Annotated in this window: 19 protein-coding genes; 10 read left to right on the top strand and 9 right to left on the bottom strand. The window is 71.2% G+C overall.

All coding sequences use genetic code 11. The annotated features are described in order from the left end of the window. On the top strand, positions 1-1,089 hold a 1,089-nt coding region (locus ACSNN7_RS20630; RefSeq protein WP_436682559.1), incomplete at its 5' end, for a DUF559 domain-containing protein. 105 nt (positions 1,090-1,194) lie between these two features. Here the strand turns inward: ACSNN7_RS20630 and ACSNN7_RS20625 are convergent. Then, entirely contained in the window at positions 1,195-1,623 is a 429-nt protein-coding gene (locus ACSNN7_RS20625) for a MarR family winged helix-turn-helix transcriptional regulator (protein WP_436682558.1), read from the bottom strand. Positions 1,624-1,692: 69 nt separating this feature from the next. On the opposite strand from ACSNN7_RS20625, the gene ACSNN7_RS20620 reads away from it, so the two are divergent. Beyond that, positions 1,693-3,495, top strand: coding sequence for an ABC transporter ATP-binding protein (locus tag ACSNN7_RS20620; RefSeq protein ID WP_436682564.1), 1,803 nt, complete (start codon positions 1,693-1,695; stop codon positions 3,493-3,495). A gap of 30 nt (positions 3,496-3,525) precedes the next feature. Here ACSNN7_RS20620 and ACSNN7_RS20615 read toward each other — a convergent pair whose 3' ends face one another. Then, the gene (locus ACSNN7_RS20615) at positions 3,526-4,011 is read right to left on the bottom strand and encodes a hypothetical protein (protein WP_436682557.1); all 486 of its coding nucleotides are present in this window, start codon (positions 4,009-4,011) and stop codon (positions 3,526-3,528) included. A gap of 95 nt (positions 4,012-4,106) precedes the next feature. On the opposite strand from ACSNN7_RS20615, the gene ACSNN7_RS20610 reads away from it, so the two are divergent. Then, the gene (locus ACSNN7_RS20610) at positions 4,107-4,793 is read left to right on the top strand and encodes a VOC family protein (protein ID WP_436682556.1); all 687 of its coding nucleotides are present in this window, start codon (positions 4,107-4,109) and stop codon (positions 4,791-4,793) included. A 213-nt stretch (positions 4,794-5,006) separates the two neighbouring features. Here ACSNN7_RS20610 and ACSNN7_RS20605 read toward each other — a convergent pair whose 3' ends face one another. Together ACSNN7_RS20605 and ACSNN7_RS20600 are read right to left on the bottom strand one after the other, a co-directional pair. Continuing rightward, the gene (locus tag ACSNN7_RS20605; RefSeq protein ID WP_436682555.1) at positions 5,007-5,348 is read right to left on the bottom strand and encodes a hypothetical protein; all 342 of its coding nucleotides are present in this window, start codon (positions 5,346-5,348) and stop codon (positions 5,007-5,009) included. Next, positions 5,345-5,638, bottom strand: coding sequence for a DivIVA domain-containing protein (locus ACSNN7_RS20600; RefSeq protein WP_436682554.1), 294 nt, complete (start codon positions 5,636-5,638; stop codon positions 5,345-5,347). Before ACSNN7_RS20600 ends, ACSNN7_RS20605 begins: the two co-directional genes overlap by 4 nt. A gap of 316 nt (positions 5,639-5,954) precedes the next feature. Here ACSNN7_RS20600 and ACSNN7_RS20595 point away from each other — a divergent pair, with 316 nt between their 5' ends. From ACSNN7_RS20595 to ACSNN7_RS20570, 6 genes are all read left to right on the top strand, one after another. Further along, positions 5,955-6,194, top strand: coding sequence for a winged helix-turn-helix domain-containing protein (locus ACSNN7_RS20595; RefSeq protein WP_436682553.1), 240 nt, complete (start codon positions 5,955-5,957; stop codon positions 6,192-6,194). A gap of 72 nt (positions 6,195-6,266) precedes the next feature. Next, positions 6,267-6,470, top strand: a complete 204-nt coding sequence (locus tag ACSNN7_RS20590) for a hypothetical protein (protein WP_436682552.1) — start codon at positions 6,267-6,269, stop codon at positions 6,468-6,470. Beyond that, on the top strand, positions 6,467-7,708 hold the full coding sequence (locus ACSNN7_RS20585) for a hypothetical protein (RefSeq protein WP_436682550.1): 1,242 nt from the start codon (positions 6,467-6,469) through the stop codon (positions 7,706-7,708). The genes ACSNN7_RS20590 and ACSNN7_RS20585 overlap by 4 nt, the downstream gene beginning before the upstream one ends. Continuing rightward, positions 7,705-9,021 (top strand): hypothetical protein, encoded by a 1,317-nt coding sequence (locus tag ACSNN7_RS20580; RefSeq protein ID WP_436682549.1) that lies wholly within the window; start codon positions 7,705-7,707, stop codon positions 9,019-9,021. The genes ACSNN7_RS20585 and ACSNN7_RS20580 overlap by 4 nt, the downstream gene beginning before the upstream one ends. A 224-nt stretch (positions 9,022-9,245) precedes the next feature. Then, positions 9,246-9,869, top strand: a complete 624-nt coding sequence (locus ACSNN7_RS20575; protein WP_436682548.1) for a restriction endonuclease — start codon at positions 9,246-9,248, stop codon at positions 9,867-9,869. Between the two features lie 134 nt (positions 9,870-10,003). Further along, entirely contained in the window at positions 10,004-10,333 is a 330-nt protein-coding gene (locus ACSNN7_RS20570) for a hypothetical protein (RefSeq protein ID WP_436682546.1), read from the top strand. Positions 10,334-10,368: 35 nt separating this feature from the next. Here ACSNN7_RS20570 and ACSNN7_RS20565 read toward each other — a convergent pair whose 3' ends face one another. The 5 genes from ACSNN7_RS20565 to ACSNN7_RS20545 form a co-directional block, all read right to left on the bottom strand. Continuing rightward, positions 10,369-10,896 (bottom strand): hypothetical protein, encoded by a 528-nt coding sequence (locus tag ACSNN7_RS20565; protein ID WP_436682545.1) that lies wholly within the window; start codon positions 10,894-10,896, stop codon positions 10,369-10,371. 567 nt (positions 10,897-11,463) lie between these two features. Beyond that, positions 11,464-11,919 (bottom strand): pyridoxamine 5'-phosphate oxidase family protein, encoded by a 456-nt coding sequence (locus ACSNN7_RS20560; RefSeq protein WP_436682544.1) that lies wholly within the window; start codon positions 11,917-11,919, stop codon positions 11,464-11,466. 46 nt (positions 11,920-11,965) lie between these two features. Continuing rightward, complete coding sequence (locus ACSNN7_RS20555) at positions 11,966-12,433, bottom strand: helix-turn-helix transcriptional regulator (protein WP_436682542.1); 468 nt, start codon at positions 12,431-12,433, stop codon at positions 11,966-11,968. A 146-nt stretch (positions 12,434-12,579) separates the two neighbouring features. Further along, on the bottom strand, positions 12,580-12,990 hold the full coding sequence (locus tag ACSNN7_RS20550; RefSeq protein ID WP_436682541.1) for a VOC family protein: 411 nt from the start codon (positions 12,988-12,990) through the stop codon (positions 12,580-12,582). Positions 12,991-13,043: 53 nt separating this feature from the next. Then, on the bottom strand, positions 13,044-13,568 hold the full coding sequence (locus tag ACSNN7_RS20545) for a hypothetical protein (protein WP_436682540.1): 525 nt from the start codon (positions 13,566-13,568) through the stop codon (positions 13,044-13,046). A 319-nt stretch (positions 13,569-13,887) separates the two neighbouring features. On the opposite strand from ACSNN7_RS20545, the gene ACSNN7_RS20540 reads away from it, so the two are divergent. Further along, on the top strand, positions 13,888-15,030 hold the full coding sequence (locus ACSNN7_RS20540) for a right-handed parallel beta-helix repeat-containing protein (protein WP_436682539.1): 1,143 nt from the start codon (positions 13,888-13,890) through the stop codon (positions 15,028-15,030). Positions 15,031-15,141 lie beyond the last annotated feature (111 nt).

Raw genomic sequence — 15,141 nt, 5'->3', positions numbered from 1 at the left:
CCACAGGGGAGCGGGGTGCGCGAGCGGTCGGGGTGGGGTGCGCGGGAGCCTGCCGGGGTGCATTCGGCGTTGCGGGCTCTGGTTGAGCGGGGCGGGGGAGTGGTGACCCGGCAGGGGGTGACCGAGGTGGTGCCGGAGTGGGTGCTGTGGCACGCCTGCCACGTCGGTCAACTGCTGCGCGTGCTCCCCGGCGTCTACGTCGACGCAGATCTGACTCGTGGCGAGCCAGGTGGCATGGCAGAAGAGGAAGCTGGGCTCTTGTCGGCCTCGGCCGGCCCGGGCCGCGAACCCGTCGGCTCCCGGCGTCTGGTCGACGCTCCCGCCCTGCTGCGGCTTGAACCGGCAGCGAGGAGGCGAGCAGCCCTCGCCTATTCCGATGGGCGGGCGGCCCTGAGCTGCCTCACCGCCCTCGACGTGTGGGGCCTGCGCGGCCAACCTGCGGACGAGCCGGTACATCTGGACGCGCCGCGCGGTTCAGGCGTCCGCCCCCGACCCCATCTGGCGGTACATCACCGCCACGGACTGGTGCTGGGGCCGCCGCAGGTGGTGGTACGGGCGGGGATGCCGGTGGTGCGGTTGGAGCGGGCGCTGGTCGACGCCTGGCCGCTGCTGCCCGCCGTGGAGAGACTCGATCCGGTGGTCCGCGCCGTCAACGACCGGCTCACCACACCCGAGCGCCTCACCGCAGCTCTCGCCACCGTGCCGCGTCTCACCGGCCGTGCCGAGCTGCGGGCTCTGCTGGCGAAGCTCCAGGCCGGCTGTCGCAGCCCGCTGGAGATCTGGGGCCACGACCACGTCTTCACCGGCCCGGGGATGCCACCGTTCCACCGGCAGACGCGGATCGTCGTCGGCCGCCGGACGATGTACCTGGACGTCTGGGCCGAGCGGGAGCGGGTCGACTTCGAACTCGACGGCGCGAGCAGCCACGCCGATCCGCGCCAGCGCGAGGTCGACCTGCGGCGGGACGCGCTGCTCGCCACCGTCGGCATCCTCGTGGTGCGCTTCGCCCACGGCCGCCTGGTGCACGAGACCGACGCGGTACGCCGCGAGGTGCTGGCGATCCTCGCCAGCCGCCGCCCGAGCGCGTGACGGTGCCGCCGGGCGCGAGATGGGCAGGCCGCGCCGCCGAAGACGAGCAGGCAGCGGTCTGCAGGGCCGCGTCAGCGGCTGGCCCCGCCGCCCGAGCGCGTGAGGTCAGTCGCGGAGGGTGCGGAGGATGCGGGTCAGATGTGCGTGGTCGGCGGGGGAGAGGTGCCCGAAGAAGCGGTCCGCCTCGGCCGTACGGGCCGCCCGGATCGCCGCGCCGATCCGCGTACCCTCGTCGCTCAGCGCGACCAGGGTCGCGGGCCGGTCCGCCGGGTCGGGCCGGCGCACGACGAGCCCGCGTTCCTCCAGACCGTCGACGACCTCGGTGGTGGAGCGGGGCGCGATGTGCAGGTGGTCGGCGAGCGCGCTGAGCCGCATGGGGCCGTGCCGGCCGAGCACCGCGAGGGCGCGGGCGTGGCCGGGGTTGATCTCCCACGGTTCGAGGGTCTGCCGGGACTGGTGGCGGAGGCGTCGGGCCACCGCCCAGAAGAGCTCCGCCAGGCTCTCGTCGGGTGCGTCGGGTTCCTCGGCGGTCACCGGAATACGGTAACAGGACGCGCTGTTGCTACCTCATAATGAGGTAACCTCAGCGAATTGGAGGTCCTGTTGGACACCACCCCCACCCACCGGGAGGGCCGCGGCGGCGCCCCCCGTAGCGTCTCCGCCGCCGAGAAGGCGCAGGCCCGCGACGTATCGCTGCGCCGCATCGGCCGGCTCTTCACCGCGTACCGCCGGCAGCTGGCCGTCATCACCGTGATCATCGTGGCCTCCTCGGTGCTGGCGATGGCCACGCCGTTCCTGCTGCGTGCCGTGATCGACCGCGCGCTGCCCGAGCGCGACCTGACCCTGCTGGTCTGGCTGGTCGGCGGCATGATCGCGGTCGCGGCCGTGACCGCCGTCCTCGGCGTGGTGCAGACCTGGATCTCCACCCGCGTCGGCCAGCTGGTGATGCACCGGCTGCGCACCGACGTCTTCACCCACCTGCACCGCCAGTCCGTCGCGTTCTTCACCCGCACCCGCACCGGCGAGGTGCAGTCCCGCATCACCAACGACATCGGCGGCATGCAGACCGTCGTCACCTCCACCGCCACCTCGATCGCGGCCAACCTGACCACGGTGGTGGCGACCGCGGCCGCCATGGTGGCGCTCTCCTGGCGGCTCTCCCTGGTCTCCCTGCTGGTGCTACCCCCGGCGATCTGGCTGACCCGCAAGGTCGCCCGGATGCGTCGCGAGATCACCGCCCAGCGCCAGCGCGAGCTGGCCGACCTCAACGTCACCATCGAGGAGGGGCTGTCGATCAGCGGCGTGCAGCTCAGCAAGACCCTCGGGGCGGGTGCCGCGCTGACCGAGCGGTTCGCCGCCTCGTCGGCCCGCCTGGTCGACCTGGAACTCCGCTCCGAACTGGCCGGGCGCTGGCGGATGGCCACGATGACGGTCATCTTCGCCGCCATCCCCGCGGTGATCTACCTCAGCGCCGGCCTGCCCGGCACCGCCGGCACCCTCAGCATCGGCACGCTGGTCGCCTTCACCGCCCTGCAGGGCGGGCTGTTCCGCCCGCTGATGGGGCTGCTCAACGTCGGCGTCTCGCTGACCGCCTCGCTGGCGCTCTTCGCCCGGATCTTCGAGTACCTGGACCTTCCGGTCGAGGTGGACGACCCGGCGCACCCGGTGGAGATCGACCCGGCGCGGGTGCGCGGCCACCTGCGCGTCGAGGACGTCACCTTCAGCTACCCGGGCAGCGACACCGCCGCCGTCGCCGGGATCACCCTGGACGTGCCGGCCGGCACCAGCCTGGCCCTGGTGGGCGAGACCGGCTCCGGCAAGAGCACCCTGGCCGCCCTGATCAGCCGGCTGCACGACCCCGGCAGCGGCCGGATCACCATCGACGGCGTCGACCTGCGCGACCTGCGGCTGACCGACCTCGCCGCCGTGGTCGGCGTGGTCAGCCAGGAGACCTACCTGCTGCACACCACCGTGCGGGAGAACCTGCGGTACGCCCGGCCGGACGCCACCGACGCCGAGATCGAGGACGCCGCGCGCGCCGCGCAGATCCACGACCTCATCGCCGGCCTGCCCGACGGGTACGACACGGTGGTCGGCTCCCGAGGGCACCGCTTCTCCGGCGGGGAGAAGCAGCGCCTGGCGATCGCCCGTACGCTGCTGCGCGACCCGCGCATCCTGGTGCTGGACGAGGCCACCAGCGCGCTGGACACGGAGACCGAACGGGCGGTGCAGCGGGCCTTCGACCAGCTCGTCCGCGGCCGTACCGTCATCACCATCGCGCACCGGCTCTCCACCGTGCGGGAGGCCGACCAGATCGCCGTGGTCGACCACGGCCGCATCGTCGAGTCCGGCAGCCACGACACGCTGATCGCGCGCGACGGGCGTTACGCGGCCCTCGCCCGCTGACCCGGCCGCGCCCGGCGGCGTCGGCCGGGCCTAGGCGGCCGGCCGGCCGGCGGCGCGTACCCGAGGATCGGCCAGGGCGCGGGCCATGGCGGCCAGCAGTCCGCTCGCACAGAGCGTGGGGGCCCCGACCAGGAACTCCTCGCGTTCCATCCACTCGACCCGGTCGACGCCCGGACGGTCGAGCAGCGCCTGGTCCAGCGACCGCTCGGAGTCGTCGTCGTAGCACGACCGGGCCTCGTCACCGAGCCAGAGCCCCCAGTGGAAGGGGCCGAGCCGCGACGGGCCGCTGTCCGACTCGTCGTGGACCTCCAGCCAGCGGTCGCGCGGCTCGGCGGGCAGGACGCCGAGGGTGTTCGCGGCGACGAGGTCCGGCAGCGTCGTCGGCGGGTCGCCGGGCTCGGTGACGGGCAGCACCAGTTCGGCGAGGTCGTCATGGTGCTCGGGGCAGGAGCAGTCCGGCCGTCGCGGCGGCGTCCAGTCGGTGGTCCGGGAGCTGCGCGCGGGTGAGGGGGGCATGGCCGCATCGTAGGCGGCCCGACACTGCCGTGGGGGTGTCAGAGAGCCGATCTCGAAGACGTGATTCGTGGGTCGGCTGTAGGTAGGGTTACGCGGTGCAGAGTGGAGTGCAGGCGCAGGTGCCGGTGCTGTACGTCGCGGACGCCGACGCGGCGCGGCGCTTCTACGAGGTGTTCGGCTACACCGAGGTGCGCAGCGGCGGCGACGGGGACTCGCGCTGGTCGTACCTGCAGTGCGGGGAGCTGACCCTGCTGCTGGCCGCGGTCACGCCGCGCCTGGTCACCGTCGAGCTGCCGCTGCTGATCTACCTGTACGTCGACGAGCTGGAGCCCGTGGTCGACCATCTGACCTCGGCCGGGTACGCGGTCCAGCGCGCCGGCTACCCCGAGCACGCCCCCGGCGGCGAGTGCCGCGTCATCGACCCGGACGGCAACGCGGTGCTGTTCGGCCAGCGGCGGGCCGTGGCGGCACAGGACCGGGTGGCGCAGCCCGGCGCCGAGGCCCGGTTCTCGCTGATCCGGGAGGCGGCCGAGGCGGTCAGCCGTCGAGGCGGGGCACCGGCCCGGTGCCAGATCGGCGGGCCACAGGGCGAGCCGTGCGGCGAGCCGGCCGAGGTCAAGCTCGCCGACTCCTGGGGCGACACGGTGTGGGGCTGCATCGCGCACGCCGAGGAGGCGCTGCTCACCGCGCGCGGGGCGTTCCTGGCCAGTGAGGACGGGTTGGGGTTGGGGCCGTTCCTGCGGGCGCGGCAGGCACAGTCGGACCGAGCCGCCCAGAGCTAGAATGCCGCACCACACGGTGTTCCGGAGCCGTCGGCCAGGGTGCCGGCCGGCCACGCCGGGAAACGCTGTGGCCGTGCCGACGCCACCGGCTAGCGCGGAAACCCGCGCGTGCGTAAGCGCGGCAACATCCACCCGGACGGCAGGACGGGTGCAGCGCTGGTGGCCCGCAGGCCTCCGCTGGCCGGGACGGTGCCGCCCATCGCGCCAATCGGGTCACCGAGCATCAGCCGGAGCACGCAGCCCCGCGCCGACGCGAACTGCGCTGCCGTCACCTTGATCATTCGGCGAAGCATTGGGGCGGGTGGCACGGGGCAACCTCGGGCCGGGGGTGCTGTGCGCGGGGCGGAGGCCGGCGAGTTGGACGTAGATCTCGCTCTTGGTGGTCGCCTCGCCGCGACGGTTGAGGACGTAGCCGGTCAGCCAGATCCAGCCGTGGTACGTCGGCTGGTCGGAGACCGACACGACGCGGAAGGTCAGGGCGCGGTCCCCGGCGAACTGCACCGAGGCCCGGCCGTCGATGATGAGCAGGTCGCCGGGGGAGGGCCGCACGGTCACCAGTGGCCGGAGTTGTGGGGGTGGTCGTGCAGCGGCCGGCACTCCCGCGCGTGCAGGGTCTGCCAGTCGCGCAGCGCCCGCTTGATCCGGTCGTTCTCCTGGCTGAGCAGCCGTACCGTCTCGTTGAGCATGGCCAGCTCGTCGGCCACCCGGGCCTGGAACTCGCGTACCTCATCAGGGTCGACGCCGCGCCGGCGCGCGGCGAACTCGCGGGTCCGCACCTCGTGCGGCGTCCACCGGCCCGGGTGGGCGGCCGGGTAGGGCTGGCCACCTCGATACACCTGTGCCACGACGATCCTCTCTGCGGGCAGGCAGGAGCGCGGACGCTCCCGGCAGGGGGTGTGGAAGGGCGGGCCGTCCGAGCGGGGGCCGCAGGCGACCCGCCCGCTCGGCCGCCGCAGCTCGATTCAGCGGTACGACAGCAGAGCAGTCCGGCGGGTCGGGACGGGCACACGCACCCGCCCCGACCAGGGGTGAGCCGAACTCGTTGCCACGCGAGGAGCGGCTCGAGACCAAGACTAACGGCTTAGTCGTTTAAGTCAACCACTGGTTGTTGTCGTTCATGGGCGGTTCGTGATCGAATTGGCGAGCCACGCAAGGAGCGCCATGCCTACAACACCCGACTACATCCGCATCGCCGATGACATCATCGCCGGTGTCAAGGCCAAGAGGCTCAAGCCCGAGGACAAGCTGCCGTCGATCGCTCAGATGGCGGCGGACTACAAGGTCGGCACGTCCACCATTCAGATGGTCTACGTGCGGCTTGAAGCGCTCGGGGTCATCCGTCGGCATCAGGGCAAGGGCATCTTCGTCACCGACCCGAAGACGTGGATGCGGGAGCCGTAGGTAGCGACCCGTCGGCCAGATTGGACCTTACAGGTACCTCCGTCCCATCAACGGGACGACTAGAGTCGTCGCGTGATCGACCGGAAGCTGCTCTTGTCCGACCTGCAGAAGCAGGTCAAGAACCTGGAAAAGGACCTCCGGGAGCAGGCCGAATCGGTCGAGGAGGTGCGCCTCTCCGAGGCCGCCCGCAAGACTTACGCCCTGCTCCAGAGGCCGGAGTTCGTCGGCGCTTTCCACCGTCCTAAGGCGATCCGCGGTCGTAAGGCCAAGGCATGACGGCCGAGTCGGTGCCGACCGGCTTGTGGTCGGCGGACGACGTCGCGGAGCTGACCGGGATCCTGGCGGCCCGCCGGTCCCGGCTGTGGCAGCTCACCCAGCCGGCCGACCTCGCGGCGTGGGTGTTCGCCGACCCGGAGCCGGCGCCGCTCGACCCACCGCCGGCTGTCCTCGACGGTGCCTGGACCGAAGGGCTGGACGAGCCGCAGCGCGCGGCGTGGGCGCTGGCCGGATGGGTGGCCCGGATGACAATGCCCGAGGCGGCACCGACCGCCGGCAGGCACTGGCTGCTGTCGCAGGTGAACGGGGGCCACGGTCCGCTGCTGCGGCTGACCGTCGGAGTGCTGGAAACCCTCGGGGTGTACGAGTTCGGCGAGGAGGTGTGGCTGCGGGTGGCAGCCGCGCCGATCGGGCTTGCGATGGACGCGGGTGCGGTGGACCTGGAGGAGTGGGGACGGCGCGGCATCGAGATGCTGGAAGACCGCACGAAGACGCTCGCCGAGGAGAAGATGCTCCTCACCTGCCCGGACATCGACACGGCGATGTGGTTGCTCCGACAGCCGCCGGTCGTGGCCGCCGCCCGGATGCTCAACGCCTGGGTGGCGGCCGGCCCGTTCTCGTTCGAGAGCCGGTACCGGCCCGAGGTCGCCGGCCGTGCCTGGCAGGCCGCCGAGACCCTGCTCGCCGGTGCGGCGCCCGCCGAGGTCGGCGGGGAGCGGGGCTTCGACCGGGAGTACGCGGCATCGGCGGTGTCGTCCGACCTGCCGACGCAGCGGTCGTTCGACGCGGACGCCTACCGGGCCGGGGTGAGTGAGCACGATCGGCTGTGTGAGGCACTGATCGACCACCTCGCCGCGGAGGGTCTCCGGGTCGGGGCAGGGCTGCACGGCGTACCGGTGGATCTGGCCTGGCGGGACATCGACGGGCGGCAGTTCATCGCCGAGGTGAAGAGCGTGGTCGGGGACAACGAGGTCGAGCAGCTTCGGCTGGGCCTCGGTCAGGTCCTCGAATACCGCCACCGCCTCGCGGCGCGCGGAATCGTTGCGACGCCCGTTCTGGGCGTATCGAGATGCAGGGACCGGGCATGGTCGGCCATCTGCGGCGACAACCACGTCATCTTGCTACCGGGTGAGGGCACTCCGCATTGGACGGCTGCGCTGACGATCGGCCGACAGCCCGACGCCGGTGTCGCTACCGCCGCCCATGGTGATGTCAGTTTGGAAAGGGACAAGGCGTGACCACTGATAACAAGGCACCCGTGCCGGTATGGACGCTCGCTACGGAGGCCGTGAGCGTGCCGGACGTGCTGGGCGATGGGGGCATGACACCGGCTCGGCTCGTAGAACTGAGAACGGTCCTGGCAACACTTGCAGATTCCCCCATCGCCACGCTGGAAGCGCATCCGATCTCGATCAAACGCGACCGGAACGGCGGGATTCCGCTTCATGCAGCCAGTCCGCTCGCTCAACAGTTGTCGCACCTCGTAACCCAGACAGCGAAGTCAGCGCCTCCGACGCTGAACGTCGCCGCTACCGGTGAAGTGCTCTACCGGATGGTGGTACCGGCGAAGGTCGCCGCACAGGTCGGTAAAGGACTTTTCCGGCCCATGGCTTCGAAGGCGGTCGCAGGAGGTATTCGCGGCACGTTCGTAAATTCCACCGGCCGCATCGCAGCCGGTGCCACGTTTGTGCCCGTTGGTGGCAAGGCCGCTGTTGCAGGTGCGGCAACCGGCTCGGCCACCACAGCCGGTGTCGCCGTGGCCAGCGCCGGAGCGTTGACAGTGGCCGCGCCACTTGTGCTGATGGCCGTCGCGGTCGGCGTCAGTGCTTACGCCGATCACCAACGCCAGGAAGCGATCGAGCGCATCACCGACCTCCTGGAGCAGTTGCACGAAGACAAACTCGAGAACGAACGCAGCGAGTTGGACGGTTGTCGTGACGCGATCGACAAGGCGACGTCGGTTCTCCTCGACCAGGGCAGGATCGGCCTGTCGTTAGGACTGGATTCCTCGTCGTACGCGATCAACACGGCGATTGAGCGGACCAAGCGTCGGCTCATCAAGTGGCAGGATGCGCTAGCTGCGCTGCCCGACGACCAGGTTGAGATCGGTGCACTGACGAAGGCGTTCCCCGGCATCGACGAGGAATGCGGTGCATTCCGCGCACACGTGGAGTTTGCACGACTCGCCATTTCTCTCAAACGCCGAGTGCTCGTGCTTCAAGCAGTTGAACACGCGCAATCGGTGGAAACGAATAACCCGTTCAAGAGCTTCATCGGCACCTTGCAGGACGACGAGCGTCGTATCGACGAGCTGGAGTCGGGCATCAACTCGGTGCTGCTTCGACTGTCGACTCTCGAATTGAGGCGTCCCGGGGGTTTCCGGAGCATCATGTTCACCCAGGGCGAGGTCGACGACCTGCTCAAGGCCGCATATCGCCTTCGCGCCTTGGGTGATGGCCTGAGCGCGGGAGTCCACCAAGCTGACGTTGCGATCGAGATCGAACGAAGCGGCGACGGATCGCTCGTAGTGTTCCCTGCAGTCGCTGCCTGACCGGCGCCGCGCGCAAACTGGTTGGCCACCTCGGTCTCAGTGACGGGTACCTGACAATCGACGCTCGTGCGCGTCGATTGTCGGACCCGGGCGCGAGACCGAGCCTCCCTCGATCCGGGAGGTGCCTCGTGCCGTACGTGAGGTCACACACCAGGAAGAACGGAGCTCGGGTTCGGGCGCACTACCGTAGGCGGCGCCCCGGCAGTGTGCGGCGGAGATCGACGGTGCGCCGCTTGTCCGGTGGCGGCAGGTCGGCCAACGGCTGGGCTCTGTTGCCGGGTGCCGTCGCCGTCCTCGTGGTGCTCGGGATGGTCGTCGATTTCGTGCAGCGGCATCCGTACTGGTCGGCCTTCCTGGCGTGCCTCGTCGTTGCAGGGGTCGTCGCGGTGGGCCTTGTCGTGTCGAAGCAGCGTGCCCGCGAGCGGGCCGAGCAGGCCCAGCGGGACAGGCTGATCGAGGTGACCGACACGATGAGCGGACCCGAGTTCGAGCAGTGGTTCGCGCGGATCCTGGTCGCGTCCGGGTTTCGGCAGGTGAAGGTGTGCGGCGGCGCCGGCGACCGGGGAGCGGACGTCATGGCGATCGCTCCCGACGGCCGCCGCGTCGTGGTGCAGTGCAAGCGGCAGAGCATCAACAACCGGGTGGGCAGTGCCGCGATCCAGCGGTTCGCCGGCACCTGCCGGGACATCCACGGTGGCGAGATCTGCATGCTCGTGACGAACAGCTTCTTCACCGCAGGAGACGGCATCCAGTTGGCCCGGCAGCTCGACATCACGCTGGTCGACCGGCGCGCCCTGGAGATGTGGGCGTGGACGGGGAAACCCACGACGGGGACCGTCGCGGGCTGATCCCCACTCACTGGCCGGTCCCTGATCCTGCTGCCGAGGCCAGCAGGAGATCAGACCCGCGGAGTCCCTCGGCGATCAGGAGTCGCATGACCGCCCCGCCCCCACCACACAGGCCGGCGCCGCCGGTGCGGCAGATGTCCAACGAGGAGCTGACAGAGCTGGTCCGGCGGGGCGGGCCGTACCGGGGCAAGGCCGTTTTCGAGCTCGTCGATCGCGCCGCCAGCGACGACGACGCGGTAACGCGCCTGGGCGACCTGAGCAGGCTTCCGGCGCTGCGCGACGATCGTGTCTTCCACCTGGTCTCACTTTCCTGGGCCGCGATCATCGGACTCCTCGCTGCCGAGACCGCGCACTCGCGAAGCGTTGCCTACGCCGCGTTCCGTGCGCTGCCGGCCGTGGATCAGACTGAATTCCTGATGTACGTCAAGGCTGAACGAATCGAGGACGCCCACCCTCGCATCTGATACCTCGGAACCGCCGGCCAATTGATGGATGAGCATCACCGGGTCGGGCTGCTGCCCGAATCCGCAGCTGCCGCCTGATCGCCGTCAGCTTTCGGCGTGTCGACCGCCGCCTCGGGCCGGCCGTTCGCCGGCCCCCCGTCCCGCGCCGGTGCGGCGGGATGGTCGAACCAGGTGTGCGGATGGAGCAGGTCGGCGTTGACGGGGCCGGTCGTCCGCATTCTCCTGGTCCACTCCGCGGCCGCCTCGGCGTCCCGCTTGACCTGCTGTACGGCACTGATCAGATCGTCCTTGACCTCCTGCCCACAGGTTTCAGCCGCAGGGCTGTCGACGAACAGCTCCATCACCGTGATCCACTGCCGGCAGATTCGCTCGGCAGCCTCGGCCCGCCGCCGGTGTACGTCGTACTCGCGCTCAATCTTGATCATTTCTTCGCCGTGCGGTCGGAGGAGTTCCAGCACCTGCTCGTCCAGCTCGACCGAGATCTCGGGGACGCAGGTGACCACGGCGCCTGCTCGCCCGGCGGTCCACCGGCCCTGCCTGGCTATCTCGTCCTGCAGCGTCACCTCGAGCTTCCCGGCCTGCGTCGCCGGCAGGGTGCGGGAGAGCTTCGCCGCAGCACGTCTGACCCGCTGGCTCGCGCGCGGTGTCCAGGCCTGGCTCGGCGTCCTGCAACCCCACGACAAGCTGCTCCCAGCGCCTCCTCACCCACAGTCCAGTCCGAACGGTCGCCTCCCAGGTCAGGTTCAGCCCCCGCAGTCCCCGTCGACCCCGTCCGGCAGGTGGATTGGTGCTGGAGGTGTCCGTCATGTCGTCCCCCTGGTAGCCGGGGGCGCGATACCGCGCTCAACAGCGGAAACTCGTCGTCGTCGACGCGTCGATGAACGTGTTCACCGCACGCTAACAAGCAGGCCGTCGCCTTCGCGGCAGTCGTGCCGGCCGGAAGCGTGACATGCAGACAATCCGACAAATGCCGTGGATCGGAGAGACTCTGCTCCGGGACCACATCGACATCCCGGAGCGTACGAGCACGGGCCGGCCCCTCCAGCGGGACGGGGTGGGGCGGGCCGTGAGTTGCGCAGAGGACCGCCAAGGGCCGACGGCGCCCGGGTACCCGAGCTGTCGGGCGGCGGTCAGCCGAGCCAGCGGCCGTCACGCATGAGGACGCGGCCCGACAGCTCGTTCGCCTCCCGCCAGGCCTGGATGCGCCGCGGCCGGATCAGGAAGTACTGGTAGGGCTCGTCGAGCTCGCGCGGGTCGAAACCGGTCCTGGTCGCGAAGGCGTCGCCCGTTTCCGGGCCGAGATCGGCGATCTCCACCGGCTCGGCGGGGCCGTCGACGATGACGACGTCGCGGGTCGGCCCGAGGCTGAGGCGCACCCGGGCGTCCGCCAGCAGGTTGCGGCCGGTGACCGAGGCGCGCGGCGTCGAGATGAGGAACGCGGTCCCGTCCCAGAGGTACGAGAGCGGGATGAGGTGCACGCCGCCCGGGGAGCCCGAGGTCGCGACCCAGAGATCTACCTCCCGCTCCAGTGTGGCGCGAGTGTCGCGCAGCCTCTCCTCGAGCCCTCGCGCCGGCGCGCTCGTCATGCTTCCTCCAGCCACTTCGTGGAGATCCCTTCCATCGATGCCATTGTCAGCACGCCAGGTGCAGCTCGGCGACCGGCGCTTCTCGGTGCCTGACCGGTCTGGTGACCTGTTTGGCGACGCACGGCGGCAGGCCCGCCGTCGCGCTCGCCGCCTGGTCGCGGTAGACGCTGGGTGGCATGCCGACCAGCTCGGTGAAACGGGTGCTGAAGGTGCCCAGCGACGCGCAGCCGACCGCGAAGCACACCTCGGTCACGCTGAGGTCACCCCGGCGCAGCAGCGCCATCGCCCGCTCGATGCGCCGGGTCATCAGGTACGCGTACGGCGACTCCCCGTACGCCGCCCGGAACTGACGGCTCAGGTGCCCGGCCGACATGTTCACGCCCCGCGCGAGCGCCTCGACGTCCAGCGGCTGCACGTACTCCCGGTCGATCCGGTCACGCACACGGCGCAGCAGCGCCAGGTCACGCAGGCGCTGCGCCGCGGCGAGTGCGCGGCCCCACGACGGGTGACACATGGAGAAACTCCTCTCATCGAGGTCGGCGAGCACCCGGGCCACCTGCCGAGCAGGCGGGGAGGGGCTCGACGACGGTGACGCCCTGCCGAGTCGGCGGGCCGGTCGAGCAGGCCCGGCGCTCCGGGCCGAACCGATGGCCGGACTGGTCAGCGGAGTTCGCGGATGCGGATCAGGTTGCCCGCGGGGTCGCGGAAGGCGCAGTCGCGGATGCCGTACGGCTGCTCGGTGGGCTCCTGCACGACCTCGGCATCGCCGGCCTGCAGTTTGTCGAAGGTGCCGTCGAGGTCGGGGGTGGCCAGCAGGATCCAGCCGTAGGTGCCCTTGGCCATCATCTCGGCGATGGTGCGCCGCTCGGCCTCGGTCACCCCCGGGTCGGCCGCCGGCGGCGCCAGCAGGATCGACACGTCCGGCTGCCCGGCGGGGCCGACGGTGATCCACCGCATCGTGCCCTGCCCGACGTCGCTGCGGACCTCGAAACCCAGAACGTCACGGTAAAAGGCCAGCGAGGCGCCCGGGTCGACGTGCGGCAGAACGGTGGTGTTGATGGTGATGTCCATGCCGATCACGCTAGATGCGGCCCGGGAGGCGGCGCTTCTCGATTCCTGACCGATCAGGCGGCGCCGCAGTACACGCATTCGTTCCGCTCGGACCAGTCCTTGCGCTCCAGCGTCCCCGGGTCGATCGCCCGGTGCCCGAAGTGCCGGCGCACCACCATCCGGAACCGCCACAGCGACTCGGCGAACCGGTGGTACGCCTCGTGCCCGTCGGCGGTGCGCACGTCCTCCCCGGCGCGGATCAGCCGTTGCATGTCGACCAGCCGGTGGAACGCGTCCTCGCCCGCCACCACCAGCTCCGGCGTGCCGGACATCAGCAGGCGCTCCCGTTCCTGGTACGCCCCGGACTCGGTCATCGCCTGTTTGGTCGCCGCGCGGTCACCGGCGGGCGTGTTCCGCAGCATGCTGTGCGCGGTGCCCAGGGCGAGTGCGAAGTCGATGCAGGTGCGCCACCGGTCGAGGTCCCGGTCCCGGTCCCGGGCGTCGCGCCCCCGGCGCAGGTCGACGAGGAAGCTGCCGGAGAGCGCGATGAGGGCGCCCGCTCCCGTGCTGAGCAACGGCATCCAGTCCATGCCGGACATCGTGTCATCCCCGGGGAAGCGGCCATGATCGAGCCGAGCGCCCATTCTATGGTTGGGCGGACCGCCGCGCTGCCCCGTACCGGCGGCCCGCGCGCCCTCGGCGAGAATCCGATCCCGGCAGTGGACACGGTCGATCTGACCGTCCATGCTGGCCTGCGCCAGGCACTGACGAGCGTTGCGGGGAGACCCGTACGGGGGCGCCGTCCGTCGCCGGGTGGCCGCCGCGCGCGGTCTCCCGGTCGGTGTCCGTCCTCCGCGCCCGACCGCCCGTACGGCGGACCGGGTCGACGCGCGAGGTGTCGCGATCCGAGGAGGACACGTGCAGGAGAAGAACACGGGCCGTCGGGCACTGCTGCGGGGCACGGCCGTGGCCGCGACCGCGGCGGTCGCCGCGCCGTTCGTCGGTGGGGCGTCGGCCGCCGAGGCGGCCACCACCAGCGGCCTGCCGTGGGTCGGCCCGGCCGGCTCCGGCGCCACCTGGGAGGTGAACACCACCACCGGTGCCCAGGGGGCGATCAACACGGCCCTGAACGCGGTCGGCCCGCAGGGGGCGGTCTTCGTGGCGGCCGGCACCTACTACGTCAAGGCGCCGATCGTGCTGCTGGACAAGCAGACCCTGGTCGGCGCCGGTCCGCTGTCGACGCTGCTGAAGGCGGCCAGCGGCTTCACCGGCGGCGCGATGGTCACCGGCACCGCCACCCGGATGTGCATCCGGGACATCGGGCTCGACGCGGTGAACCTGGCGGCCAACGGGGTGAACCTCCAGATCGCCACCAAGCCCACCCAGTACGGCCCGGACCCGGCGCCCTGGCTGTGCCGGGTGTTCGTCGCGAACACCACCTCCGACGGCATCTACCTCGGTGGCGCGTACCCGGGCGGGCAGCGCGAGTACAAGCTGACCGACTGCCGGGTGGAGAAGGCGGGCGGCTGGGCGTACAACCTGCAGTCGTCGGACGGCTTCGTCAGCGGCTGCTCCGCCCAGGGCGGCGACGCGGGCGGCTACCTGATCGGCGGCGGCAACACCAAGATGTGGGGCTGCAAGGCGTACGGGACGGGTAGCGGGACGGCGCCCGGCCCCGCCTTCAAGGTCGCGTCGTCGCGGGCGACCATCGTCGGCTGCGAGGCGCAGGACACCTACGGCTGCGGGTTCGAGGTGTCCGGCCGCGCCGCCACACTCTCCGGATGCACCGCCGACTCCACCGGCGTCGGCACCACCGACCGGTACTCGGCCGGCTTCTTCGTCGAGGCCGACGTGGTGAACATCGACGGCTGCTCGTTCCAGCGCAACGGTGGCGGCGCGAGCTGGATCGGCGCGCTGGGCATGCGCTGGGCGCTGCACCTGTCCGGCGTGCCGGACTACCTGTCGGTCCGCCTGGTCAGCGACCCGGACCGCCCCGCTCCCTTCCAGGGCACCGTTCTCGGCGCGGCCGGGTCCCACTCGTCGATCAGCGTGCTCGGCTGACCCGGCGGTAGGTGGAGCGGGCGCAGCGGAGGACGCCGTCGCTTCACCGACGGCGGTCCATCCACCCGTGCATGGACCGCCGTCCGACCGGACGGCGGCACCGGCACGTCA

Origin of the sequence: Micromonospora sp. URMC 105 (assembly GCF_051386295.1) — a bacterium.
GTDB lineage: Bacteria > Actinomycetota > Actinomycetes > Mycobacteriales > Micromonosporaceae > Micromonospora.
This window is presented reverse-complemented; position numbering and strand designations above follow the sequence as displayed.

Excerpts from the sequence above, each read along its gene's own strand:
- ACSNN7_RS20570 (WP_436682546.1), top strand. The coding sequence starts at position 10,004 with ATGTCCAACGAGGAGCTGACAGAGCTGGTCCGGCGGGGCGGGCCGTAC.
- ACSNN7_RS20585 (WP_436682550.1), top strand. The coding sequence starts at position 6,467 with ATGACGGCCGAGTCGGTGCCGACCGGCTTGTGGTCGGCGGACGACGTC.
- ACSNN7_RS20560 (WP_436682544.1), bottom strand. The coding sequence starts at position 11,919 with ATGACGAGCGCGCCGGCGCGAGGGCTCGAGGAGAGGCTGCGCGACACT.
- ACSNN7_RS20550 (WP_436682541.1), bottom strand. The coding sequence starts at position 12,990 with ATGGACATCACCATCAACACCACCGTTCTGCCGCACGTCGACCCGGGC.
- ACSNN7_RS20555 (WP_436682542.1), bottom strand. The coding sequence starts at position 12,433 with ATGTGTCACCCGTCGTGGGGCCGCGCACTCGCCGCGGCGCAGCGCCTG.
- ACSNN7_RS20595 (WP_436682553.1), top strand. The coding sequence starts at position 5,955 with ATGCCTACAACACCCGACTACATCCGCATCGCCGATGACATCATCGCC.
- ACSNN7_RS20545 (WP_436682540.1), bottom strand. The coding sequence starts at position 13,568 with ATGTCCGGCATGGACTGGATGCCGTTGCTCAGCACGGGAGCGGGCGCC.
- ACSNN7_RS20615 (WP_436682557.1), bottom strand. The coding sequence starts at position 4,011 with ATGCCCCCCTCACCCGCGCGCAGCTCCCGGACCACCGACTGGACGCCG.